24 protein-coding genes are annotated in these 24,106 nt (G+C 66.5%); 12 read left to right on the forward strand and 12 right to left on the reverse strand.

All coding sequences use genetic code 11. The annotated features are described in order from the left end of the window. The gene (locus G6N55_RS16005) at positions 1-885 is read right to left on the reverse strand and encodes an alpha/beta fold hydrolase (protein WP_085222373.1); all 885 of its coding nucleotides are present in this window, start codon (positions 883-885) and stop codon (positions 1-3) included. A gap of 24 nt (positions 886-909) precedes the next feature. Continuing rightward, positions 910-2,145, reverse strand: a complete 1,236-nt coding sequence (locus G6N55_RS16010) for a sulfotransferase family protein (protein WP_085222372.1) — start codon at positions 2,143-2,145, stop codon at positions 910-912. 28 nt (positions 2,146-2,173) lie between these two features. Here G6N55_RS16010 and G6N55_RS16015 point away from each other — a divergent pair, with 28 nt between their 5' ends. Both G6N55_RS16015 and G6N55_RS16020 read left to right on the forward strand, forming a co-directional pair. Then, positions 2,174-2,749: a TetR/AcrR family transcriptional regulator gene (locus G6N55_RS16015; protein ID WP_085222371.1), complete on the forward strand. Its 576-nt coding sequence runs from the start codon at positions 2,174-2,176 to the stop codon at positions 2,747-2,749. Next, positions 2,746-3,849, forward strand: coding sequence for a DUF1214 domain-containing protein (locus tag G6N55_RS16020; protein ID WP_085222370.1), 1,104 nt, complete (start codon positions 2,746-2,748; stop codon positions 3,847-3,849). Before G6N55_RS16015 ends, G6N55_RS16020 begins: the two co-directional genes overlap by 4 nt. Here the strand turns inward: G6N55_RS16020 and G6N55_RS16025 are convergent. From G6N55_RS16025 to G6N55_RS16040, 4 genes are read right to left on the reverse strand one after another with little or no spacing between them, the layout of a single operon-like run. Further along, on the reverse strand, positions 3,846-4,892 hold the full coding sequence (locus G6N55_RS16025; RefSeq protein WP_085222369.1) for an LLM class flavin-dependent oxidoreductase: 1,047 nt from the start codon (positions 4,890-4,892) through the stop codon (positions 3,846-3,848). The genes G6N55_RS16020 and G6N55_RS16025 overlap by 4 nt on opposite strands. Next, the gene (locus G6N55_RS16030; protein ID WP_197747360.1) at positions 4,892-5,416 is read right to left on the reverse strand and encodes an SRPBCC family protein; all 525 of its coding nucleotides are present in this window, start codon (positions 5,414-5,416) and stop codon (positions 4,892-4,894) included. Before G6N55_RS16030 ends, G6N55_RS16025 begins: the two co-directional genes overlap by 1 nt. A 22-nt stretch (positions 5,417-5,438) precedes the next feature. Next, positions 5,439-6,560, reverse strand: coding sequence for a fatty acid desaturase family protein (locus tag G6N55_RS16035; RefSeq protein WP_085222368.1), 1,122 nt, complete (start codon positions 6,558-6,560; stop codon positions 5,439-5,441). Positions 6,561-6,588: 28 nt separating this feature from the next. Continuing rightward, positions 6,589-7,695 carry a ferredoxin reductase gene (locus tag G6N55_RS16040; RefSeq protein WP_085222367.1) on the reverse strand — a complete coding sequence of 369 codons (1,107 nt, stop codon included), beginning with the start codon at positions 7,693-7,695 and terminating at the stop codon, positions 6,589-6,591. A gap of 69 nt (positions 7,696-7,764) precedes the next feature. Here G6N55_RS16040 and G6N55_RS16045 point away from each other — a divergent pair, with 69 nt between their 5' ends. After that, positions 7,765-8,439: a TetR family transcriptional regulator gene (locus G6N55_RS16045; RefSeq protein WP_085222366.1), complete on the forward strand. Its 675-nt coding sequence runs from the start codon at positions 7,765-7,767 to the stop codon at positions 8,437-8,439. Here the strand turns inward: G6N55_RS16045 and G6N55_RS16050 are convergent. Continuing rightward, the gene (locus tag G6N55_RS16050; protein WP_085222365.1) at positions 8,436-9,041 is read right to left on the reverse strand and encodes a GNAT family N-acetyltransferase; all 606 of its coding nucleotides are present in this window, start codon (positions 9,039-9,041) and stop codon (positions 8,436-8,438) included. The genes G6N55_RS16045 and G6N55_RS16050 overlap by 4 nt on opposite strands. Before the next feature lie 69 nt (positions 9,042-9,110). Here G6N55_RS16050 and G6N55_RS16055 point away from each other — a divergent pair, with 69 nt between their 5' ends. Together G6N55_RS16055 and G6N55_RS16060 are read left to right on the forward strand one after the other, a co-directional pair. Beyond that, on the forward strand, positions 9,111-10,199 hold the full coding sequence (locus tag G6N55_RS16055) for a F420-dependent hydroxymycolic acid dehydrogenase (RefSeq protein ID WP_085222364.1): 1,089 nt from the start codon (positions 9,111-9,113) through the stop codon (positions 10,197-10,199). Positions 10,200-10,259: 60 nt separating this feature from the next. Further along, positions 10,260-11,594, forward strand: a complete 1,335-nt coding sequence (locus G6N55_RS16060) for an acyl-CoA dehydrogenase family protein (RefSeq protein ID WP_085222363.1) — start codon at positions 10,260-10,262, stop codon at positions 11,592-11,594. Positions 11,595-11,695: 101 nt separating this feature from the next. On the opposite strand, the gene G6N55_RS16065 is transcribed toward G6N55_RS16060, so the two are convergent. Then, entirely contained in the window at positions 11,696-12,151 is a 456-nt protein-coding gene (locus G6N55_RS16065; protein ID WP_085222362.1) for a MaoC family dehydratase, read from the reverse strand. A gap of 35 nt (positions 12,152-12,186) precedes the next feature. Between G6N55_RS16065 and G6N55_RS16070 the strand changes: the two genes are divergently transcribed. From G6N55_RS16070 to ag85C, 5 genes are all read left to right on the forward strand, one after another. Next, positions 12,187-12,684, forward strand: a complete 498-nt coding sequence (locus tag G6N55_RS16070; protein ID WP_085222361.1) for a metallophosphoesterase family protein — start codon at positions 12,187-12,189, stop codon at positions 12,682-12,684. Between the two features lie 58 nt (positions 12,685-12,742). After that, positions 12,743-13,198 (forward strand): MarR family winged helix-turn-helix transcriptional regulator, encoded by a 456-nt coding sequence (locus tag G6N55_RS16075; protein WP_085222360.1) that lies wholly within the window; start codon positions 12,743-12,745, stop codon positions 13,196-13,198. Beyond that, the gene (locus G6N55_RS16080; RefSeq protein WP_139826855.1) at positions 13,195-14,034 is read left to right on the forward strand and encodes an ATP-binding cassette domain-containing protein; all 840 of its coding nucleotides are present in this window, start codon (positions 13,195-13,197) and stop codon (positions 14,032-14,034) included. The genes G6N55_RS16075 and G6N55_RS16080 overlap by 4 nt, the downstream gene beginning before the upstream one ends. Continuing rightward, positions 14,024-14,851, forward strand: coding sequence for an ABC transporter permease (locus tag G6N55_RS16085; protein WP_085222358.1), 828 nt, complete (start codon positions 14,024-14,026; stop codon positions 14,849-14,851). Before G6N55_RS16080 ends, G6N55_RS16085 begins: the two co-directional genes overlap by 11 nt. A gap of 296 nt (positions 14,852-15,147) precedes the next feature. Next, on the forward strand, positions 15,148-16,143 hold the full coding sequence (gene ag85C / locus G6N55_RS16090) for a diacylglycerol acyltransferase/mycolyltransferase Ag85C (protein WP_085222357.1): 996 nt from the start codon (positions 15,148-15,150) through the stop codon (positions 16,141-16,143). A gap of 70 nt (positions 16,144-16,213) precedes the next feature. On the opposite strand, the gene G6N55_RS16095 is transcribed toward ag85C, so the two are convergent. From G6N55_RS16095 to G6N55_RS16110, 4 genes are all read right to left on the reverse strand, one after another. Next, positions 16,214-16,894, reverse strand: a complete 681-nt coding sequence (locus tag G6N55_RS16095; protein WP_085222356.1) for a YoaK family protein — start codon at positions 16,892-16,894, stop codon at positions 16,214-16,216. Between the two features lie 39 nt (positions 16,895-16,933). Further along, positions 16,934-18,286: a maltokinase N-terminal cap-like domain-containing protein gene (locus G6N55_RS16100; protein WP_085222355.1), complete on the reverse strand. Its 1,353-nt coding sequence runs from the start codon at positions 18,284-18,286 to the stop codon at positions 16,934-16,936. Next, positions 18,283-20,067 (reverse strand): maltose alpha-D-glucosyltransferase, encoded by a 1,785-nt coding sequence (treS, locus tag G6N55_RS16105; protein ID WP_085222981.1) that lies wholly within the window; start codon positions 20,065-20,067, stop codon positions 18,283-18,285. Before treS ends, G6N55_RS16100 begins: the two co-directional genes overlap by 4 nt. A gap of 110 nt (positions 20,068-20,177) precedes the next feature. Further along, entirely contained in the window at positions 20,178-21,245 is a 1,068-nt protein-coding gene (locus G6N55_RS16110; RefSeq protein WP_085222354.1) for a S1C family serine protease, read from the reverse strand. A gap of 146 nt (positions 21,246-21,391) precedes the next feature. Here G6N55_RS16110 and G6N55_RS16115 point away from each other — a divergent pair, with 146 nt between their 5' ends. Both G6N55_RS16115 and G6N55_RS16120 read left to right on the forward strand, forming a co-directional pair. Then, positions 21,392-21,808, forward strand: a complete 417-nt coding sequence (locus G6N55_RS16115; RefSeq protein ID WP_085222353.1) for a TIGR03668 family PPOX class F420-dependent oxidoreductase — start codon at positions 21,392-21,394, stop codon at positions 21,806-21,808. Positions 21,809-21,939: 131 nt separating this feature from the next. Further along, positions 21,940-24,099: an elongation factor G-like protein EF-G2 gene (locus G6N55_RS16120; RefSeq protein WP_085222352.1), complete on the forward strand. Its 2,160-nt coding sequence runs from the start codon at positions 21,940-21,942 to the stop codon at positions 24,097-24,099. Positions 24,100-24,106 lie beyond the last annotated feature (7 nt).

Genomic DNA, 24,106 nt, shown 5'->3' on the forward strand with positions numbered 1-24,106 from the left:
TCAAAGTTTCAGGAACGCGCGCAACCGATCCAGCACCAAGTCCGGTCGCTGCGCGACGATCCAGTGGCCGACGCCGTCGACCAGCTCGACCTCGAAATCGCTTATGCGGTCCTCGTATCCCTCCAATAGCCGCGGCGTGACCACCGGGTCGTCGGTACCGCTGAGCCAGCGCACCGGTACCTCGACGCGAAGATCGTTGTATTCGCCGCGCATCCAGGTGCGCATCTCCGTGGTCTGGAAGCTGCGATACCACCGCGAACCGGCTTCGGCGTGCCCGGGCTGATTCATGCACTCGCTGTACAACCGGATGCTCTCGTCGGGCAGCGAGAATCCGCCGCCGACCCACGAACCCAGCATTCGCAGAAACCGCGAGTTCGGATCGCTGATCACCCGGGGCCCGATCACCGGCAACAGCATCGGAATCTGATACCAGAACCGCCAGAGGTCACGGACGGCCGCCAGATTGAGCTTCACCCAGGGCGCGACGGTGTTCACTCCGAAGAATCCGGTCACCTTCTCCGGATGGCGCAGCATCATGATGAACGCGGCGGGTCCGCCCCAGTCGTGCGCGACGAGCTTCACCTTGTCGACACCCAGCTTGTCCAGCACGCCGGCGAGATCCTCGGCCAGCTCGGCCTTCAGGTAGCGCGACCTGGGCGCCGAACTCCAGCCCGCACCCCGCAGGTCGGGACACAACACCCGGTAACCATCGGCGGCCAGCGGGCCGATCAGCTCGTGCCACTCCCACCAGTTCTCGGGGAAGCCGTGTACCAGCATGACGGCCGGACCGTCGGCCGGACCGGCATCGGCGACGTGGATTGTCACACCGTCGCCGAGTTCTACGTACCGATGCTGGACGCCGTCCAACGCGGGCATGGTAACCATGCTTGAAAAGCTAGCGCACCGAGCCTATTTCAGGAACCGTTCGATGTAGGGAGCGAACCGTTCGCGCAGCGCGCTCTCCTGCAGCCCGAACATTTCGAACGAGGTTTCCACGCTTCCCAGCCGGCCGCGCTGGTGGCCGGCCAGATAGTCGGCGATCGGCTGACGCGCTTCGGCGGTGAACGGTTCGCCGGCCAGGGCGTAAACCCGTTCGGCGACGGCGAGTTCGTCGGCCATGAAGTCGTCGAATCGGATGTCGAGCGAGCGTTCCGGGCCGATCGTGTCGCGGTCGCGGACGAGCGCGGTGAGCATCTGGTCGAGGCGGTCGACCCAGGAGTTGGCGATCAGTTCGACCGGCACCGGTGAGCGGTGCATGCGGGCGGAGTAGGTGATCATCGCGATCATCGACAGCGCGACCGGTACCGGATCGCGGTGGGTGAACACGACGATGCTGTCGCCGAAGACGCGGTCCAGCACCGGCACCTGCTCGAGGTGCTGGGGCGACTTGAGCAGCCAGCGCTCGCCCCCGCGCAGGAACTGCATGGCCTTGAGTTGGGTGGCGAGGTATTGATAGTGCGGCGTCTGGTCGTGCGCCCGGTAGTAGTCACGCCAGCGGGGCACCTCGGCCAGTGTCTCGAACAGCATCGTCGATATGTCGTTGGCCAGCAGCTGGATCTCTTCGTGCACGTGATCGGTGGTCATCTCGTGCATCAGCGGGAAATACGGCATCACCATGTTGACCACGCCGACGGCGACGTCCATCCGCGTCCGGCGCGGATCCGGTTCGGCGCCAACCTCATTCGGTAAGGGAAATGGCTCGTTGCTTTCCCAGTACGGCATGGTGCGGAAGGTGGGCGGCGCGGCCAGCAGGTTGTGCAGGTGCGTGGTGCCGGTACGGGGCAGCCCGGCGATGACGATCGGCGAGCGCAGTTCGATGTCGTTGATCTCGGGGTGGCGGCGCAGCAGGTCGGTCAGCAGCAGCCGGTTCTTGAGCAGCTGCAGCAGTTGCCCGTAGAAGTTCACCCGTCCGGCGTCGTGCAGCCCGTCGATCTCGCGCAGTGCGGTGAGGTAGACGTCGAGGCGCTCCCGGTAGTCGTCGGGCCCGAAATCGTGCAGGCCGGTGTCGGCGCTGGCCTGCGCGTGCAGCGCGTCGGCGTCCAACCGGCACTGCGCGGCCATCATGGCCATCATGTCGAGGATCTGCCGGCCCTCGGCGCTGAATTGGGGCTGGGCAAGGTCAGTTAGGCGAACGGCGTCGGTCACGGCGACTTATGTTACTCTGAGTTTCGTAATGGTTGTAGACTTTGGCCGACCTCGTGACCCGCGCATCGACGGCGCGGTGCTGCGCGCCACCGTCGAACTGCTCGCCGAGACGGGCTATCCCGGCCTGTTGGTCTCGGCGATCGCCGAGCGAGCCGGCACCAGCAAGCCCGCGATCTACCGCCGTTGGCCCAGCAAGGCGCACCTGGTGCACGAGGCGGTGTTCCCGATCGGTGCCGCGACGGACCTTCCCGACACCGGATCGCTGCCGGAGGATCTGCGCGAAATGGTGCGCCGCGCAATGGTTTTCCTGACGACGCCGGCCGCCAAAGCGGCGCTGCCGGGGTTGGTCGGCGAGATGGCGGCGGACCCGACGCTGCATTCGGCGCTGTTGGAGCGCTTCGCCGGCATCATCGGCGGCGGGCTCGCCGAACTGTTGGAAAGTGCCGCAGCGCGCGGTGAGGTTCGTGCGGACGTGACCGCGGCCGAATTGGCCGAAGCGATGGCCGGCATCACGCTGATCGGCCTGCTCACCCGCCCCGCCGAACTCGACGGCACCTGGGTCGATCGCACCACCACGTTGCTCCTGAAAGGAATCACCGCATGACGCACGAATCGACCGCCGCGTGGAAAGAGTTGCTGGCCACCATCGGCGACCTCGACCGCAACTTTCTGGAGGGGGACCGGGCGGTCTCCGACGACCGCCACATTGCCGACGGCTACCGCATGCTGGCGACGACCCTGGGCGTCGCCTTCGACACGTACCTGTTCCCCGAACCGGGTCGCCCGCAGTTCGTCGCGGTCAACACGCCATTCCGACGCGACCGCCGATGGGGCGGTGACAACACCGACGCGTATTACTTCATCTGCCCGGTCGACCCGCAGCGTCGCTACCGCATCAGCGGCAATAAGGGTGACAGCGTGTACTTTTCGGTGACCGCCTACAACGAACCATCCCCGGGCGCATGGTCGGACCGGATCGTCGCGATCGTGCGCGACACCGATCTGGACATCGATGCCGACGGCAACTTCTCCTTCGAGTTCCCGCCGACGGCTGACGCCGCCGTGCTGATGACCCGCGATTACCAGGCCAACCCGCTGACCGGGCGCCCGGTGGCGTGGAACATCGAGGCGCTCGACGATCCGGAGCCGATCCGCCATGGCGACGCCGAAACAGCGGCCAGACTGCGCGCGGCCGCCGCCTGGATGCGCACCATGGGTGCCATCGTGCCCCTCCCGGTCGGGACGCGGGTCGACGACCAACACGGGCTGGGCCACGAAACTGTCCACTCCGCAAACGAATTCGCAGCCCCCTATCAAGTGCCCGACGCCAACTTCGGCTGGTCGGCGCGCGACGCGTGCTACGCCTACGGCAGTTTCGTGCTCGACGACGACGAGGCGCTGGTCATCACGCACCGGCCGCCGTCGTGCCGGTTCTGGAACCTGGTGGTGTGGAACCAGTTCATGGCCACTTACGGCGACGAGGACGCCCGCTCTTCGCTCAACAACCACACCGCCGAACTCAACAGCGACGGCACCGTCACGATCGTCTTGTCCGGCACTCCGACGGCGCACCCGAATTCGCTTACGACGCTAGGCTATCCGCAGGGCAACCTCGCGTTCCGCTGGTTCCTATCCGACGGTGTGCCGGTACGCCCTGAGGTACAGCTCGTCAAGGCCATCGACGCACCGACCGCGGTGCACTAGGTCTGCCGGACCAGCTCGATCGCGCGGCCCAGCGTTTCCAGCTTGGCATCGAGCGTCTCGCCGGCGGGATAGAGCCGCACGGTGTTGACGCCGGCGTCGCGCCAGACCGCAAGGCGCGCACGGACCATCGGCTCGGTGCCGATCAGCGTGGTGCCCAGCACCATATCGTCGGTCACCAGCCGGGCGGCACCGTCGCGGTCACCGTCCTGCCAGCGCTCGCGCACGGCGGCGGCGACGTCGGCCCAGCCCTGCCGGCTGTAGGCCTGGTTGTAGAAGTTCGTGCTCGACGACCCCATCCCGCCGAGGCTGAACGCGAGCTCCTTCTTGCGGCCGGCAACCATGCCGTTCAGTTCGTCCTCATCGGCCGCGAACGCGACCTCGGCGCCCTGACAGATGTCGATGTCCGCGCGGGTACGCCCGCCGGCCGCCAGGCCCTCGTCGAGGTGGGCGAAGTACGCCCCGGCCGCGCCCTCCGGGACGAAGCTGGTGCCCAGCCAGCCGTCGGCGATCTCCCCGGTCAGCCGCAGCATCGCCGGGGACAGCGTGGCCAGGTAGATCGGAATGGCGTGCTGAGGTGCGTTCGACACCCGCATCGGCACCGCCTCGCCGGGGCGGGGAATCTGAAATTCCTTGCCGGAATGGGAGATCTTGCCGCCGGCGAACACCTGCCGCACGATGTCTACGGTTTCCCTGATCCGGGTCAGCGGCCGGTTGAACGAGACACCGTGCAGGCCCTCGATCACCTGGGGACCCGAGGCGCCCAGACCCAGCAAGAACCGCCCGTTGGACAGGTTGGACACCGTGATCGCGGTCTGAGCGACCAGCACCGGCGACCGGGTGCCGACCTGCAGGATTCCGGAGCCGAGCAGCATCTTCTCGGTACGGGCGGCGAGGTAGCCCAGCGCCGACGGCGCATCCGCGCCCCACGCCTCGGCGACCCAGCACACGTCGAGTCCCAGCTTTTCGGCTTCGACGGCCAGCGTCACCACCTGGGCGACTTCGTCGCTGCCGCCGGACAACTCGACCGTCGTCGCGGTGCGCATCAACGGACCCCCCGTTCGGCCAGCCTCTTGATTGCGGCCAGCGTCGTGCTGATCGCCGTCTCGAATTCGCGCATCCGGACGAACACGATCTTTTCTTCCTTGTCCGGCATCGAATCGATCGCCACCGACAGCCCCGAGCGTCCCGGTCCCATCTGCATCCAGTAGCTCAGGTTGGTGCCGCCGTCGCGGGGTGCCAGCCGGAACCGCCAGATCGACGACGGGTGTTCGACATCGCCGACCGCCCAGGCGAATTCCTTTGGCGGCTCGCAGGCGACGATGTGCGAGGTGGTGCTCCATTCGCCGAACGCGTCGTGCTGGCTGTGTCCGACGAAGCTGGCACCGACCTCGGGCCCCTCGGCACCGCCAGCCCACTCGACGGACTGCAACTCGTTGCTGAACGTCGGCATCAGTTTGATATCCGAGATCAGGTTCCAGACCCGGGAGGGATCGGCGTCGATCCACGTCGAGACTTCCACCGTCGGCTTATCCGCATAACGTGCACCGGTCCACTCCACGCAGCCCATTGTCCCCCACCCGGGGCGGGACTCAGGCGGCGACGAGCTCGCGGTCGGCCGGCTTGCCGGCCTTGATCTTCGGCAGCAAAGACGTCAGCTTGCCCGGTTCCGGGAAGGTCAGCTTGACGATCTTGCGCACGACGGTGCCGAACTGCTGCGGCAGCGGGCCCTTGTTGTAGGGGATCCCGTAGCGCTCGCAGATCTCCTGCACCTCGGGCGCGATCGTCGAATACCGGCGGGCCGGCATGTCGGGGAACAGATGGTGCTCGATCTGGTGTGACAGGTTGCCGGACAGCAGGTGGAAGATCTTGCCTCCGGTCAGGTTGGCCGAACCGAGCACCTGGCGGAAGTACCACTGGCCACGCGACTCGTCCTGGGTCTCCTCGATCGTGAATTCCTGTGTGCCGTCCGGGAAGTGGCCGCAGAAGATGATCATGTACGACCACACGTTGCGCATCAGGTTTGCGGTCAGGTTGCCCGCGAAGACGAACGGCGCGAACGGGCCGGCCAGCAACGGGAAGGCGACGTAGTCCTTGAGTGTCTGGCGCTTCGTCTTCTTCCAGATCTCCTTCAGGGTGCCCAGCTTGTCGCGGACCCGGATCTCGCCGGCGCGGATCTTCTCGGTCTCCAGTTCGTGCAGCGCAACGCCGTATTGGAACAGCACCATCAGCAGGAAGGCATACAGCGGGTTGCCGATGAAATACGGCGTCCATTTCTGGTCTTCGCTCATCCGGATGATGCCATAGCCGATGTCGCGGTCCATCCCGACGATGTTGGTGTGGGTGTGGTGCATGTAGTTGTGCGAGTGCCGCCACTGATCGGCCGGGCACGCGGTGTCCCATTCGAACGAGCGCCCGGAGATCGTCGGGTCACGCATCCAGTCGTACTGACCGTGCATGATGTTGTGGCCGATCTCCATGTTGTCCAGGATTTTCGCGACACCCAGCATCGCGGTGCCCAGCAGCCAGGCCGGCGGCAGGAACAGCAGAACGCGTCCGCCGACTTCCAGCGCCCGCTGGGTCTTGATGACGCGGCGGATGTAGTCGGCGTCTTCTTCGCCGAGGTCTGCCATCACGCGGTCTCTGATGGCGTCGAGTTCACGGCCGAACGCGTCGGCCTGCTCGGGGGTAAGAGTGATCTTGTTGTGCGACATAGCCCCTCCTTCAAGGGTTGGTGGGCTGTTAGAGCGAGAGATCGACGTCGCCCACGGGGACGGAGACGCAGATCTGGATGTTTTCGTCCGGGGCGGTCGAGACCGCGCCGGTGGTCAAGCTGCGCACGGTGCCGGAGACCTTCCGGCGCGTGCAGGTGTGGCAGATGCCCATCCGGCATCCGTTCTCCGGCGTCAGGCCGGCCGATTCGGCCTGCTCGAGCAGCGAGCGTCCGTCGTCGACGACGTCAACGCCGCTGTCCGCGAACGTGATTCGGCCGCCCGATGGGTTCGCCGGAGCCGTGATCACCGGCGGCACGAAGCTCTCGGTGTAGACGTTGTCGCAGTGTTCGCGGACTGCCTCGACCAAAGCACTTGGGCCGCAGACGAATACCGCATCCGGTGCGGGCATCGCCGCGGCCAGGTGCTGCGGTCCGAAGCGGCCGGCCAGCTCACCCGTACCCGAACGGGTGTAGCCGTGCAGCACCTTCACCCCGGTCATCGTGCTCAGCTCGTCGCGGTAGCAGGCCTCGGCTTCGGTGCGGGCGTAGTGGACGAACGCGATTTCGGCCCCCTGGTTTTGCAAGTGCCCCTCTGCAACCAGGGTGCGCAGCATCGACATGACGGGCGTGATGCCGCTGCCGCCGGAGACGAGGAGAATCCGCCGGGGCCGTTGGGTCGGCAGGACGAAGTCGCCGCCGACCCCGGACAACCCGACCACCATGCCTTGGCGGGCCTGCTCGTACAGATAGTTCGAGACCAGGCCGTCTGCGTGGCGGCCGACGGTCAGCTCCAGGGTCGAGCTGCCTTCGACGTTGGCCGGTGAGTAGCAGCGGGTGTGCCGGCGGCCGTCGATGTCGAGCGCGACGTTGACGTACTGACCGGCCCTGAAGGTGTGGGTGGACGTGAAGCTCTCGTTCGGAGCGAGGGTGAGTGTGACGCTGCGCGGCGTGGTGCGGCGCACGTCGACGACCTTGGCGCGGGCTTCGCCCTGGGTCCAGGTTGGGTCTACCAGCTCGGTGTAGCGGTCCACGCCGTGCGGTCCGGTGAGCAGGTCAACCAGGTCGGAACCGAGGACGCGGTCCCGGAAAGTCTTGGCGAAGCTCCGACGCGGGGTCTGACTTCTTTGAGTGAACATGTGTACACCGTCCTCTTGGACGCTGCAGCTAGTCAAGGATTTCCGCAGCTCTGTGGTAGGCTTCACATAGTGAACGGTCGTACTCCTAGCTCACGGCCGCACCGTTCTAGCCGCGAGCGCTCCCGCGAAAGCCCCTCCCGTGAAGAGCGCAAAGAGGCGACTCGGCGCGCCATCATCGCCGCTGCTCTCAAGCTGCTGCAGGACCGCAGCTTTTCCGCCCTGAGCCTGCGTGAGGTGACCCGCGAGGTCGGGATCGTCCCGGCGGCGTTCTATCGGCACTTCGAGTCGATGGAGGCGCTCGGGCTGGTGCTCATCGACGAGTCATTCCGCAGCTTGCGCGACACCTTGCGCGATGCGCGGGCCGGCAGGCTCGACCCGAACCGGGTGATCGAGTCGTCCGTCGAAATCCTGATCGGCAGCGTCGCGGACCGACGCGAGCACTGGCGGCTGATCGGCCGCGAACGCAACAGCGGGCTGAGCGTGCTGCGCTACGCGATCCGCACCGAGATCCGGCTGATCACCTCCGAGCTGGCGACCGACCTGGCCCGCTTCCCGGGACTCAATGCGTGGAGCACCGAGGACCTCAACGTGCTGGCGACCCTGTTCGTCAACTCGATGATCGTGATCGCCGAGGCGATCGAAGACGCCCAGACCGCCGAGGCGCTCGAAGACATCCGGCGTACCGCCGTCAAACAGCTGCGGATGATCGCCATCGGTATCGCCGGCTGGCGCAGCACTCCTTAACGCGGGGCCCGCCACATCGCCCACAGCGGTGGGCCGCCGTTGGGCAGGGGCATCTCCTGGATGACCTCGAATCCGAACCGCAGGTAGTAGGGCACGTTTTCGGGCTTGCTCGACTCGAGATAGGCCGGGCAGTGCTCGGCATCGCAGCGATCCAGCCTCGACCGCATCAACGCCTGGCCATAGCCCTGTCCGCGGACCGTCGGGTCGCTGCCGATTGCCGCCAGATACCAGTGCGGCTCCTCGGGATGCTCGCGCTTCATCAATTCCTGGATGTCGCGCGCCATCCCGGTACGCAGGCCGAACACCCGCAGAAAGGCCGGCGTCATCGCGAACTGTGCCCACCGCGATTCCTGCCAGTGGTTCGGCGGATCCCACAAGGCTGCCGCGCCGATGACGCCTCCGTCGTGGGCCACCTCGACACCGCCGAGAGGCAGATGATGGTGCCGGGTCATGGCCGAGAACATCCGCGTCAGGTGCGTGGTCCGGGTCATGCTGTTGGGAAATATCCAGGCCATCACCGGGTCGTCGAAGAAGGCGCGGCTCAGGGTGGCCGACAACTCGCGGAGGTCGGCTTTGCGCGCCGGACGTGCCTGGGAGGCCATTACGTCAGGCTAGTGGCTACCATGCGGGATGAACACGAAACGGCTGCAGTTGGGGGGTACCCCGAGGCGATGACCGGACTTTCACGGCGGACATTCGGGCAGATCGCGACCGGCGTGGGCGTGCTCGGGGCCGGTGCGTTGGCCGGGGGGTGCAGCCGCGAGCATCACGGCGCGCCCGCTAATCCGCCGCCACCGGCCAAGGGTGTGGGAATCACCTTGTCGCACGAGCAATTTCGCACCGACCAGCTGGTGCTGCAAGCCCAGGCGGCCGAAAAGGCGGGCTTTCAATACGTCTGGGCCAGCGACCACATCCAGCCGTGGCAGGACAACGAGGGTCACTCGATGTTCCCGTGGCTGACGCTGGCACTGGTCGGCAGCCGCACCAGCCGCATCTCCTTCGGCGCCGGCGTCACCTGTCCGACCTACCGCTACCACCCGGCAACGGTGGCGCAGGCCTTTGCCTCGCTGGCGCTGCTGAGTCCGGGCCGGGTGTTCCTGGGGCTCGGGACCGGCGAGCGGCTCAACGAGCAGGCCACCACCAACATGTGGGGCAAATACCCCGAGCGTCACGACCGGTTGGTCGAGGCGATCGAACTGATTCGCCAGTTGTGGACCGGCCAGCGAATCTCGTTCGCGGGCCGCTATTTTCAGACCAACTCGCTGAAGCTCTACGACATACCCCCGAATCCGCCGCCGATCTTCGTCGCCGCCAGCGGACCCAAAAGTGCAAGGCTGGCAGGGCAATACGGCGACGGCTGGATCACACAGGCCCGCGATCTGACCAATGCCAAACTGCTTTCCGCGCTCACCGACGGCGCCCACGCCGCCGGGCGCGATCCGGCGACGCTGGGTAAGCGTGCCGAACTGTTCGCCGTCGTCGGCGATAACGAGGAGGCCGCCGCCACGGCGGCCTTGTGGCGCTTCACCGCCGGGGCCGCCGATCAACCCAACCCGGTCGAAATTCAGCGTGCCGCCGAGGCGAACCCGATCGAGAAGGTGCTGGCCAACTGGACGGTCGGCACCGATCCCGCCACGCACGTCACCGCCGTGCAATGGGTTCTCGACGGCGGCGCCATCCCGTTTCTGCACTTTCCGCAGGGCGACCCGATTGCCGCCATCAACTTCTATCGCGACTACGTCCTGCCCAAGCTGCACTAAGCGTCGGCGCCGTGGCGGCCGATTCCGGGCCCCACCTACGATGAGGTGACTCATTCAACGATGCCGGTGCGACGATGCACCGGGGAATGGTTGGCCACGGTGTGGGACTTCGAAACAGATCCGGAATACCAGGCGAAGCTGGACTGGGTCGAAAAGTTCATGATCGAAGAGCTGGAACCGCTCGATCTGGTCGCCCTCGATCCGTACGACAAGCAGAACACCGAGATGATGACCATCCTGCGGCCGTTGCAGCAGCAGGTGAAAGACCAAGGCCTGTGGGCCGCACATCTGGGGCCCGAACTCGGCGGCCAGGGCTACGGCCAGGTCAAGCTGGCGCTGCTCAACGAAATCCTGGGGCGGTCGCGCTGGGCGCCTTCGGTGTTCGGCTGTCAGGCACCGGACTCCGGCAACGCCGAGATCCTCGCGCTGTTCGGCACCGACGAGCAGAAGTCGCGCTACCTGCAGCCGCTGCTGGATGGCGAGATCACGTCGTGCTACTCGATGACCGAGCCGCAGGGCGGTTCGGATCCGGGGATGTTCGTGACGAGCGCGACCCGCGACGGCGACGACTGGGTCATCAACGGGGAGAAGTGGTTTTCCAGCAACGCCAAGCACGCGTCGTTCTTCATCGTGATGGCGGTGACCAAGCCCGACGCGCGCACCTACGACAAGATGTCGCTGTTCATCGTCCCGGGCGAGACCCCGGGCATCGAGATCATTCGCAACGTCGCGGTGGGCGGCGAGTCGGGCAAGCACGGCTCGCACGGGTACGTCCGCTACAACGACGTGCGGGTGCCGGCCGACCATGTGCTGGGCGGTGAAGGCTCGGCATTCATGATCGCGCAGACCCGCCTCGGTGGTGGCCGCATTCACCACGCGATGCGCACGATTGCGCTGGCGCGCAAGGCCTTTGACATGATGTGCGAGCGTGCGGTGTCGCGTCAGACCAGGCACGGCAAACTGGCCGACTTCCAGATGACCCAGGAGAAGATCGCCGACAGCTGGATCCAGATCGAGCAGTTCCGGCTACTGGTGCTGCGCACCGCGTGGCTGATCGACAAGCACCACGACTACCAGAAGGTGCGCCGCGACATCGCGGCCGTGAAGGTCGCGATGCCCCAGGTGCTGCACGACGTCGCCCAGCGGGCGCTGCACCTGCACGGCGCACTCGGGGTCTCCGACGAGATGCCGTTTGTGAAAATGCTCGTCGCCGCCGAGTCGCTGGGCATCGCCGACGGCGCTACCGAGCTGCACAAGATGACGGTGGCCCGCCGCACGCTGCGTGAATACACGCCGGTGACAACGCCTTTCCCGTCGCAGCACATACCGACCCGGCGCGCCGAAGCGCAGGCCCGGCTAGCGGAACGACTGGAGCACTCGATCGCCGAGTTCTGACGGCGTCTGCGCCCGACCCCCGCGACACTTAAACCATTGCGACGACACGCCGAAAAGATCACAACGGTTTAAGTCTCGCGCAACGGCCAGAGCCGCGAGCGTCAGGAAATGTAGCGGATGATGCTTTCGGCGACGCAGGCCGGCTTCGGCGATCCGTCCACCTCGATGGTGGTCGACATCGTCCCCTGCACGGTGCCGTTGCCCAGGTCTTCGACGCCGACCAGCGTAGTCGTCGCGCGAACCTTGGAGCCGACCGGTACGGGCGACGGGAAGCGAACCTTGTTGAGCCCGTAGTTGATTGCCAGCTTGATGCCCTTGACGGTGTACATCTCGTGTTGCAGCCGGGGCAGCAGCGACAGGGTCATGAAGCCATGTGCGATGGTCTTGCCGAAGGGACCGTCCTTCGCCCGTTCCGGGTCGACGTGGATCCACTGGTGGTCACCGGTCGCGTCGGCGAAGAGGTTGACCTCTTCCTGAGTGATGGTCACCCAGTCGCTTTGCCCGATGGTCTCGCCCGTGGCGGCGGCGAGGTCGGCGACTGACTCGAAGGTACGCATGCTTTCTCCTCTGCTCGCGGGTAAGCATAGAACTCGTGAGGCTGCTGTTGATCGCCGATACCCATGTCCCCAAGCGCGCCCGCGATCTGCCCGCGAAGGTGTGGGACGAAGTCGCCCGGGCCGACGTCGTCATCCACGCCGGGGACTGGATCGCGGTCGAATTGCTCGACCAGCTGGAATCGCGGGCGGCGCGGCTGGTCGCCTGCTGGGGCAACAACGACGGGCCGCAATTGCGGGCGCGCCTGCCGGAGCGGGCGGACGTCACGTTGGCGGGTGTGCACTTCACGGTCGTGCACGAAACCGGCGCCTCGTCCGGCCGCGAGGCTCGCATGTCGCGGCTCTATCCGGACAGCGACGTGCTGGTGTTCGGGCACAGCCACATCCCGTGGGACACCACGACCACGACCGGGCTGCGCCTGCTCAACCCGGGCTCGCCGACGGATCGCCGCCGCCAGCCGTTCTGCAGCTACATGACGACCAGCGTCGATGCCGGCACAGTGACCGACGTCATGCTGCACCACCTCGAGAAGTAGCCCAGCTAAAGGCCCTACACAGCCTGCACACATATATAGGTCGTAAACAGAGCTATATATGCAAGGACTGAAGGCACACACCGACCTGGTCGCCGACGTGTTCGGCGTCGTCGGCCGATTCCGCCGCCAGCTGCGCAGGTCCGCCGGTCGGGGACTCGACTCCGCGCGGTTCACCGAATCGCAGTCGGAACTACTGTGGCTGGTCGGCCGCCGGCCGGGGATCTCGGTCCGCGCGGCGGCAGGCGAACTCGGGCTGGTGCCCAACACCGCGTCGACGATGGTCTCCAAGCTGGTGGCCAACGGCTCGCTGATCCGGACCGTCGACGAAACCGACCGTCGCGCCTGCCAATTACGACTCGCCGAGCCCACCCAGCAGATCGTCGACGCATCGCGTGCCGCCCGGCGTGCGGTGTTGTCCGAAGTGCTGAACGGACTCGACGAAGACCAAATCGATTCTCTGACAAAGGGGTTGGAGATTCTCGACGTGGTGGCCCGCAGATTACAGGAGAGATGACTATGACGAGATTACCGATGGCGATCGACTGCCGGCACCTGACCTTCCACTATGGCCAGTTCACCGCCGTGGACGACCTGACACTCGAGGTACGGCCCGGCGAGACGATGGGCCTGCTCGGACCCAACGGCGCGGGCAAGACGACGCTGGTGCGAATGCTGACCACGCTGACCCCCGTGCAGCACGGCGAACTGCGCATCTTCGGGCTGGACTCCCGGCGCCGGACCGTCGACATCCGCAGCAATATCGGCTATGTGCCGCAACAGCTTTCAATCGAACCCGCGCTGACCGGCCGGCAGAATGTGGAATGGTTCGCCCGGCTCTACGGCGTGCCGCGCGCCGAGCGCGCCGACCGGGTCGCGCAGGCACTACAGGCCATGCAGCTACTCGACGTGGCCGACCGGCTGGCGGGGACCTACTCCGGCGGCATGGTGCGCCGCCTGGAAGTGGCGCAGGCGCTGGTCAATCGCCCGTCCCTGCTGGTGCTCGACGAGCCGACCGTGGGACTGGACCCGATCGCGCGCGACGGCGTGTGGACTCAGGTGCAGAGCATGCAGGCCCAGTTCGGCATGACCGTGCTGCTGACCACGCACTACATGGAGGAGGCCGACGCGTTGTGCGACCGCGTCGCGCTGATGCATCGCGGCGTGCTGCGCGCGGTGGGCACGCCCACCGAGCTGAAGTCGAAGGTGTCGCCCGGCGCCACGCTCGAGGACGTGTTCCGCCACTACGCGTCCTCGGATCTGCGCGGCGAAGAACCCGAGTCGCCCGAGGTATCCCAGTCCGAATTCCGCGAAATCCGTACCAGCAGAAAGGTTGCCAGCCGTGCCAGTTGACCACACCTGCGAAACCCCGGCAGCCACGCTGGTGCGCGCACCGCGCGGCTGGCAGCGGGTCGGCGCGACGTTGGGCCGCATCGGCGCGTTCGCGATCGTCGAACTGCAGAAGCTGCAGCATGACCGCACCGAACTCGTCGCCCGAATGGTGCAGCCGGCCCTGTGGCTGCTGATCTTCGGTACGACATTTTCCAAGTTGCACGTCATCAACACCGGATCGGTGTCCTATCTGGCCTTCCTGGCTCCGGGCATCATCGCGCAGTCGGCGCTGTTCATCTCGATTTTCTATGGCATACAGATCATTTGGGATCGTGACGCCGGCGTGCTGGCCAAACTGATGGTGACGCCGGCGCCGGCGTCGGCGCTGATCACCGGCAAGGCCTTCGCGGCCGGGGTGCGCTCGGTAGCCCAGGTCGTCGGCGTGCTGGCGCTGGCTTACCTGATGCGCGTCGGACTGACCGTCAACCCGCTGCGCATCCTGGCGGCCATGGCCACCGTGATGCTCGGTGCGGCGTTCTTCGCCTGCCTGTCGATGACGCTGGCCGGGCTGGTCCGCAATCGCGATCGCCTGATGGGTATCGGGCAGGCCATCACGATGCCGTTGTTCTTCGCGTCGAACGCGCTGTACCCGGTCGACGTGATGCCCTCGTGGCTGCGGGTGCTGAGCACCGTCAACCCGCTGAGCTACGAGGTCGACGCGCTGCGGGCGCTGTTTATCGGCACCCCGATGAACCCGCTGGACCTCGTCGTGTTGATCGTGGCGGCGGTGCTTGGAATCGCCACCGCTTCAACACTTCTGCGGCGACTGGTCGCCTAGGCCTGCTGCGTCGGCGCCACCCACCGCGACATCGACGTCAGCGCGACGACACGCCGTAAATGTCCGCGCTGGCGTCGATTTCGCGTGATCGCACGCGGTCGTCAACCACCGCGCGCGAACCGAGAGCCGATCGTGACCGCAATGTGACGATTTCTCGCCGACGCTCAATCGTTAGCTAACCGCGATCTGCCGCCCCGGCCGCGACAGGCTATTCGAATCCCACGTCTGTGTTTCACTGCCCGAGAACAGATTCCACCGCGTCTTGCGGCAGATGAAAGTTGGGATGGGTAAGAGCTATGGCATTAGTTGAGAAGTTGCGTGGCGCAGCGACAATCCTGCCGCGCCGGCTCGCTATCGCGGTTGTAGGCGCTGCCCTGTTGTCCGGTCTGGTCGCCGTCGTCGGCGGCTCGGCGACTGCGGGGGCGTTCTCGAAGCCGGGTCTTCCAGTGGAGACCCTGCAGATTCCATCACCGTCGATGGGTCGCAACATCAAGGTCCAATTCCAGGGCGGCGGACCGCACGCGGTCTACCTGCTCGACGGTCTGCGGGCGCAGGACGACTTCAACGGCTGGGACATCAACACCCCGGCGTTCGAGGAGTTCTACCAGTCCGGGATATCCGTGGTCATGCCCGTCGGCGGCCAGTCCAGCTTCTACAGCAACTGGTACCAGCCGTCGGCAAGTAACGGCCAGACCTACACCTACAAGTGGGAGACCTTCCTGACCCAGGAGATGCCGCTGTGGCTGCAGGCCAACAAGCAGGTGGACCCCCTCGGCAACGCCGCGGTGGGGCTGTCGATGTCGGGTGGCTCCGCAATGATCCTCGCCGCGTACTACCCGCAGCAGTTCCCTTACGCCGCTTCGCTTTCCGGCTTCCTTAACCCGTCCGATGGCTGGTGGCCGACGCTGATCGGCTTGGCGATGAGCGACTCGGGCGGCTACAGCGCCAGCAACATGTGGGGCCCGTCGACCGACCCGGCGTGGAAGCGCAACGACCCGATGGTGCAGATTCCGCGGCTGGTCGCCAACAACACCCGCCTCTGGGTGTACTGCGGTAACGGCACACCGAGCGACCTGGGCGGCGACAACATGCCGGCGAAGTTCCTCGAGGGCCTCACGCTGCGCACCAACGAGCAGTTCCAGAACAACTACGTGGCAGCGGGTGGACGCAACGGTGTGTTCAACTTCCCCGCCAACGGAACGCACTCGTGGCCCTATTGGAACCAGCAGCTGATGGCGATGAAGCCGGACATGCTGCAGGTGCTCAACACCGGCGCCGCTCCCGCGGCCTGACACCCAGAACGAGCATCGGCAGCAGCGCACCGGTCAGGCGTTGCTGCCGATGCTTTTTGGTGTGCCCGGACTAGTCGAGGACGGTGCGCCGGTCCAAGTGCAGATACGTGATCGCCGTGGTCACCGCGCACCCGCCGGAAGCAACGACGAGCATCCAGCTGCCGTTGACAACCAGGCTGATGCAGCCACCGATCGTCGCCCCGAGCATGAAACTGGCGAGCAGCAGAAAGTAGCCCAGCCAGTCCGCCGCCGTGCCGCCGGCGATGTGCCGCTCGATGCCCTGGCCCATCTTGACCAGCGTGCCGGTGACATAGCTCAACGGCACCGACACCTCGCCGTCCTTGACGAACGACGTGTTCAACGCGCCGACGCCGAAGACCACCAGCATGATCGGCGCGAAGTCGAGCATGTTCTCGTGCCACCCCTCGTCGAGCACGTCGACCGTGGTGGCGGTGATCAGGCTGAAGGTGGTCAGCACGGTCGGGCCGTGCGGGTGCGCCGACCAGAATCGGCGGCGGCACGCCGAGGCGACCACCACTCCGGTGAGGAAGGACAGCATCAACACCCCGGCCGATATCGACAGCAGCACGTCATGCCGGAAGTACCCCAGCACCGCACGCTGGGCATTGCCGGTCATGAAGGTGACGAAGTACCCCTCGGAGTGGGTAAACGCGGTTGCCCCAAGGACACCGGCCAGCCCGGCCAGCACCCACGACAATCGGGCTTCGCTGTCGAAAATGTCACTTGCCACTCGGACATGCTTTCAGACGCCCCCGGCGGGCGCAGAGACTCACTCGACCGCGATGAGCCGGGCGATGGACCGCAGCGGGATCGGCAACCACCCCGGCCGGTGCCGCGCCTCATAGCCGGCCTCGTACACGGCCTTGTCGAGTTCGTATGCGGCCAACAGCAACGGCGAATCCCGCGGATCGGTTTCCGACGCGGCCGCGTAACCGTCGCAGAAGGCGGTGCGGTTGCGCTCCACCCACTCCCGGGCACGCGCGGCCAGCTGCTTGTCGCCCTCGTGGTCCACCAGCGGCCCGTAGGCGGCGTACTCGAATGACCGCAGCACGCCGGCCACGTCGCGCAGCGGCGAATCCGGGGCCCGTCGCTCGTGCAGCGGCTGGCCGGGTTCGCCTTCGAAGTCGATCAGCAGCCAGCTCTCCGGGGTGCGCAGCACCTGCCCCAGGTGCAGGTCACCGTGCACGCGCTGCACGGTGATCGTCTCGCCGGCCAGCTCCCCGAAGCGCTTTTCGATCGTTGCCGCGTGTTCCTCCAGCTCGGGAACCAGCGCCGCGGTCGACGCCAGCCGGGCCAGCACGTTGTCCACCGGGAAGGTGGACTGCGCGGTGCCGAGAGTTTCGGCCAGGGTGGCGTGTACCGACGCGACGGCCTCCCCGAGCCGGTAGGACTCACCGGCGAAGTCGCCGCCGACCTCGTGGGCGTAGAGGTCACCCTCGGCGAACAGGTCGCGAACGCTGGCCGTGGCCATGGCCCAGCCTTCGGCGGCGTTGGACTCGAACTCGGTGACCATGCCCAGCGGCCACGCCGTGTCTTCGGTGCCGTCGGTTCCGGCGATCTCGTAGGTGCCGAACAGCCGGGCCACGTTGGGGTTGCCGGCGCGGCCGAGCACCCGGTTGAGCTCGATGTCCGGGTTGATGCCGCTGCTGACCCGGCGGAACACCTTGAAGATGGTGGATCGGTCGAAGATCACGCTGGTGTTGGACTGCTCGGCGTCGGCCACCCGCGGCCACGCGTCCAGCGGCAGCGTGACGTCCGGCTCCTTGCGGAACACCACCTCGGTGCCGCCCGAATCGCGGACGGCGGACGTGTCGATCAGCGACAGCAGAAACCGCGGAGCCTCGGTTTCGTACAGTGCGTCGTAGCCGGTCCGGTCGTCGGCCGAACCGATGGTGGCCACGGTGTTGTATTCGGTGACCGGCTCGGCGTCCCAGCCGACCAGCACCTGATAACGCTCCGACGGCCCGCTGGTGTAGGTGGCGTCGACGAGCACCAGCTCGAGGTCGTCGCGCAGCGGAACGATGACCGCGGGTTCGGCGCTGGACAGCTCGCGATTGCGCCCGGCATACCAGCGCTGCTGTGGCAACCATTCGAGCCAAGGCAGCTTCGCTGACTTGTTCATGAGTTCTCCTCCGATGCGCACAGCTGGAACCAGTAGAACCCATGTCCCGGCAGTGTCAGCAAATAGGGCAGGTGTCCGATTCGGGGGAACTCCACTTGTCCCGTGAGCTCGATCGGCGTGTAGCCGCTCCAATGTTGCAGGTTCAGCTCGAGCGGCTGGGGGAACCGCGAGAGGTTGTTGACGCAGAGCACGATGTCGCCATCGTCGGGTGCTTGGCGCAGAAACGCCAGCACCGACGGGTTCGACCCGCCGAGTTCCTCGAACGTGCCGATCGCGAAGGCGTCGTGGCGGCGGCGCACCGCCAGCATCGTGCGGGTGAAGTTGAGCAGCGACGTCGAGGTGTCGCGCTGGGCCTCGACGTTGACGGCCTGATAGCCGTAGACCGAGTCCTGACTCGGCGGCAAATAGAGCCGGCCCGGGTTGGCCTTGGAGAAGCCGGCATTACGGTCCGGGGTCCACTGCATCGGCGTGCGCACGCCGTCGCGGTCACCCAGCCAGATCACGTCGCCCATGCCGATCTCGTCGCCGTAGTAGAGCACCGGCGATCCGGGCAGTGACAGCAGCAGCCCGGTGAACAGCTCGATCTGGTTGCGGTCGTTGTCCAGCAGCGGTGCCAGCCGGCGGCGGATTCCGACGTTGGCCTTCATCCGCGGGTCCTTGGCGTACTCGGAGTACATGTAGTCGCGCTCTTCGTCGCTGACCATCTCGAGCGTCAGCTCGTCGTGGTTGCGCAGGAAGATCCCCCACTGCGCCATGTCCGGAATTTCCGGCGTCTGCCCCAGAATCTCCGAGATCGGGAACCGCGACTCGCGCCGCACCGCCATGAAGATGCGCGGCATCAGCGGGAAGTGGAACGCCATGTGACACTCGTCGCCGCCCGTGCTGGCATCGCCGAAATATTCGACGACATCGGCCGGCCACTGGTTGGCCTCGGCCAGCAGCACCCGCCCCGGAAACTCGTCGTCGACGACCTTGCGGACGCGTTTGAGGAAGGCGTGCGTCTCGGGCAGGTTCTCGCAGTTGGTGCCCTCGCGCTCGAAGAGGTATGGCACCGCGTCCAACCGGAACCCGTCGATCCCGAGATCGAGCCAGAAGCGCAGCACGTCGATCATCGCCTCTTGCACGGCCGGGTTGTCGTAGTTCAGGTCCGGCTGGTGGGAGAAGAACCGGTGCCAGTAGAACTGCTTGCGCACCGGGTCGAAAGTCCAATTCGACTCCTCGGTGTCGATGAAGATGATCCGCGCATCCGCGTACTTCTCGCTGGTGTCGCTCCACACGTAGAAGTCGCCGTACGGGCCGTCGGGGTCGTGCCGTGACTCCTGAAACCACGGATGCGAATCCGAGGTGTGGTTCATCACAAGGTCGGTGATCACCCGGATGCCGCGCTCGTGCGCCGCGTTGAGCAAATCGACGAAGTCATCGACGTCGCCGAATTCGGGCAGCACCTTGTAGAAGTCGCGAATGTCATAACCACCGTCGCGCAGCGGCGAGTCGTAGAAGGGCGGCAGCCAAATGCAGTCGATCCCGAGCCACTGCAGGTAGTCCAGGCGCTGCAGCAGCCCACGCAGGTCACCGGACCCGTCCGCGTCGCCGTCCAGGAATGCCCGGACCAGCACCTCATAGAAGACCGCGTGTTTGAACCAGGTCGGATCGGCCGGCAGCGAGGCGGCGATCTCGAAGTCCTCCGCGTTGGGGTGCTCGACTACACCCCCTTCGACGTGACTGCCTTCCGCGGGATCGTGCTCGGAACCCTTTTGCGAGGCGTCATTTGCGTCGTTCATCAATTCCACGATGCCACGTGTACCCGAGGCGGGCAGGTCGAAATCACGCCGCTAATCTGCCGGCCCGGCAACCGAATTGGCTGCCGGCCAGGCGGTATGCGCGTCCGGAATCAGGCCGGAGGCCCGTCGCCCAGTGTCACGGGTGCGCTGCGCGCGCCGCCCCCGGAGTTCCAGTGCAGCGTGATGACGTCACCGGGGTGGTGCGGGACCAGCACGTCCGTCATCGCGGTGGGACCGTTGATCGGCACGTTGTCGACCGCAGTGATCACGTCGCCGGGTGCGATGCCACTGCCCGCGGCGGGACCGCCGTCGACCAGGCGCTGGACCCGCGCGCCGTTGCCGCCGTTCTCGGCGACGCCCATGCCGATGAAGGCCGTCGGGCCGATGTGCACCGTGTTGGAGCCGGCGCCGGAGCGGATCTGTCCCGCCACCCCCATCGCGTGACCGATCGGAATGGCAAAGCCCTGGCCGCCCGACATCTTGTAGCTGTCGGTGGCGGCGGTGTCCACGCCGACGACCTGCCCGGCGTTGTTGACCAGCGGCCCGCCCGAGTCGCCGGGCTTGATCGCGGTGTCGGCCTGGATCAACCCGCCCAGCGTCTCGTCGGCGCCGGTCAGGGTGTCGGTGGCCGAGACGGTCTGGTTGAGGGCGACGACCTTGCCGGGCACCACGCTGGGAGCGCCACCCTGGCCGTGCGTGTTGCCGAGCGCGACGACCGGCTCGCCGACGGCCACGCCGCCACCGATGGCGGCCGACGGCAGCCCGCCGGCACCCCGGAGCTGCAGCACCGCGATATCGGCGCTGCGCGAGTAGCCGATCACGTCGACGGCGTAGGTCTGACCATTGCCGACGTCGAACGCGCTGATGTCGGTGGCGGCCGAGATCACGTGGTTGTTGGTCAGCACCACACCGCCGGGATCGATGACGATGCCGGTTCCGGCCCCGATCGCGTTGTTGTAGCCGAACCGGGTGCTGATGTTGACGACCTGCGGTCCGACTTGGGCAGCGATCGCGGCGGGATCCAGTGGGAACATCGGGGCGTCGCGGAACCGGTCGCTCGCCAGCGTCGACGGCGATGCAGCTGCCGGGACCGTGGTCAGGCCCAGGCCCAGTCCGATCACGGCCAGCACACTGACCAGCCATGACCGCCGAACTGAGCGGGGGTGCCCTTTGCTCATCCCGTACCTCCCTGCACCGGGTGCGAACCAGAAGCGGCCCAGCCTCTACGTCTGGACCGCACAATTTGTGTACCTCACCGTAATGCAGGTAGCTAGTTGAGGGCGCACGGAACGCTGATCGGCCATTGCGCCCCTAAGCTGGGACGGTGGGCGAATTCGACCCCAGGGTCCGGTTCGAACAGTCCCCGGTGGCGCGGCTGGCCACCAGCTCGGCGGACGGAAAACCGCACCTGGTGCCGGTGGTTTTCGCGGTCGACCCCGACTCCCCGGACATGGTCTACACCGCGATCGACGCGAAGCCGAAAACCTCGCAGCGGCTGCGCCGGCTGGCGAACATCGCCGGCAACGCCGCGGTCAGCCTGCTCGTCGACCACTACGCCGACGATTGGACGCAGTTGTGGTGGGTCCGGGCCGACGGGGCGGCCACCATTCATTCCGACGGCGCGGTAATGCACACCGGCTATCGGCTGCTGCGAGCGAAATATCCTCAGTACCAATCGGTTTCGCTGAACGGCCCGGTCATCGCGATAGCGGTGCACCGCTGGTCGGGCTGGCACGCCTGAGCGGACCCCGCGCAGCGGGCAATTGTGCTGGTCCGTGGCCTTGTGTTGGGCGGCAGTTGGGAGAAAGGTTGCCTCATACGTTCTGTGAGCTAGGACACACCCTGCCCGGCCGAACGAAGTGGAGGAAGGTCATGGCGGACAAGGCGAACGCGTCGGCGGGCACGGGGGCAGCTCCCACCGCGAACTGTCCTGGCGACGTGCGCAACATCGTCCTGGTGGGCGCCTCGGGCGGCGGCAAGACCACCCTGGTCGAGGCCCTGCTTGTCGCGGGCGGCGTGCTGACCAGGGCGGGATCGGTGACCGACGGCAGCACCATCTGCGACTACGACGACGCCGAGATCCGCCAACAGCGTTCCGTCGGCGTCGCGGTGGCCTCCCTGTCGCACGGCGGAATCAAGATCAACCTGGTGGATACGCCCGGATACGCCGACTTCGTCGGCGAGCTGCGCGCCGGACTGCGGGCCGCGGATTGCGCGCTGTTCGTGATCGCGGCCAACGAGGGCGTCGACGAACCGACCAAGTCGCTCTGGGCGGAATGCAGCCAGGTCGGCATGCCCCGCGCCGTGGTGATCACCAAACTCGACCATGCCCGCGCGAACTATATGGAGGCGCTGCGAGCCGCGCAAAACGCGTTCGGCGACAAGGTTTTACCGCTCTACCTACCGACCGGTTCGCCATCCTGCGAAGGCCTGATCGGCTTGCTCTCGCAGCAGCGGTACCAATATTCCGGTGGCACCCGCACCGTCGAGCCGCCGGATCCCTCGGATGCCGACCGAATCGAGGAAGCGCGCGGCACGCTGATCGAGGGAATCATCGTGGAATCCGAGGACGAGTCCCTGATGGACCGGTATCTCGACGGTGAGGTGATCGACGAGGCGGTGCTCATCGACGACCTGGAGCGCGCCGTCGCCCGCGGGTCGTTCTTTCCGGTGATCCCGGTCTGCAGCAGCACCGGCGTCGGCACCCTCGAGCTGCTCGAGGTCGCCACCCGCGGCTTCCCGTCCCCGATGGAACACCGGATGCCCGAGGTCTTCACGCCGCACGGCGCTCCGCACGCCGAGCTGGCGTGCGACGCCAAAGCGCCGTTGTTGGCAGAGGTGGTGAAGACGACGTCGGACCCGTACGTCGGCAGGGTGAGCCTGGTCCGGGTGTTCTCCGGGACCATCAGGCCCGACACGACCGTGCATGTGTCGGGCCATTTTTCGTCCTTCTTCGGGGAGTCCAACGGCAGCAGCCATACCCATCCCGATCACGACGAGGACGAACGCATCGGGGTGCTGTCCTTTCCGCTGGGCAAGCAGCAACGACCCGCACCCGAGGTGGTGGCCGGCGACATCTGCGCGATCGGCAAACTGAGCCGGGCCGAAACCGGGGACACCCTCTCCGACAAGGCCGAGCCCCTGGTGCTGAAACCGTGGGCCATGCCGGAACCACTGCTGCCGATTGCCATTGCGGCGCATGCCAAGACCGACGAGGACAAACTGTCGGTCGGGTTGGGCCGGTTGGCGGCCGAGGACCCCACGCTGCGCATCGAGCAGAACCAGGAGACGCACCAGATCGTGCTGTGGTGCATGGGTGAGGCCCACGCCGGCGTCGTCCTCGAAGCGCTGGCCAACCGGTACGGCGTCACCGTCGACACGGTGGAACTGCGTGTTCCGCTGCGAGAGACCTTCAGCGGCAAGGCAAAAGGCCACGGTCGCCACGTCAAGCAGTCCGGTGGGCACGGCCAGTACGCGGTGTGCGACATCGACGTGGAGCCGCTGCCGGAAGGTTCCGGATTCGAGTTCGTCGACAAGGTGGTCGGCGGAGCGGTGCCGCGGCAATTCATCCCGAGCGTGGAGAAGGGTGTCCGCGCGCAGATGGAAAAGGGTGTGCACGCCGGGTATCCCGTGGTCGACATCCGGGTCACCCTGCTCGACGGCAAGGCCCACAGCGTGGACTCGTCGGACTTCGCGTTCCAGATGGCGGGTTCCCTGGCGCTGCGGGAAGCCGCCGCCGCGACGAAGGTGACCCTGCTCGAGCCGATCGACGAGATCTCCGTGCTGGTGCCCGACGATTTCGTGGGTGCGGTGATGGGCGACTTGTCGGGCCGGCGCGGGCGGGTGCTGGGCACCGATACCGCGGGCCAGGACCGCACGGTGGTGCGGGCCGAGGTGCCTCAGGTCGAGCTGACCCGGTACGCGATCGACTTGCGTTCGCTGGCGCATGGCGCCGCGTCCTTCACCCGGTCGTTCGCCCGCTATGAACCGATGCCGGAGTCGGCCGCGACCAGGCTGGCGGCTACTGTGTGAAAGCACC

Origin of the sequence: Mycobacterium florentinum (assembly GCF_010730355.1) — a bacterium.
Lineage (GTDB): Bacteria > Actinomycetota > Actinomycetes > Mycobacteriales > Mycobacteriaceae > Mycobacterium > Mycobacterium florentinum.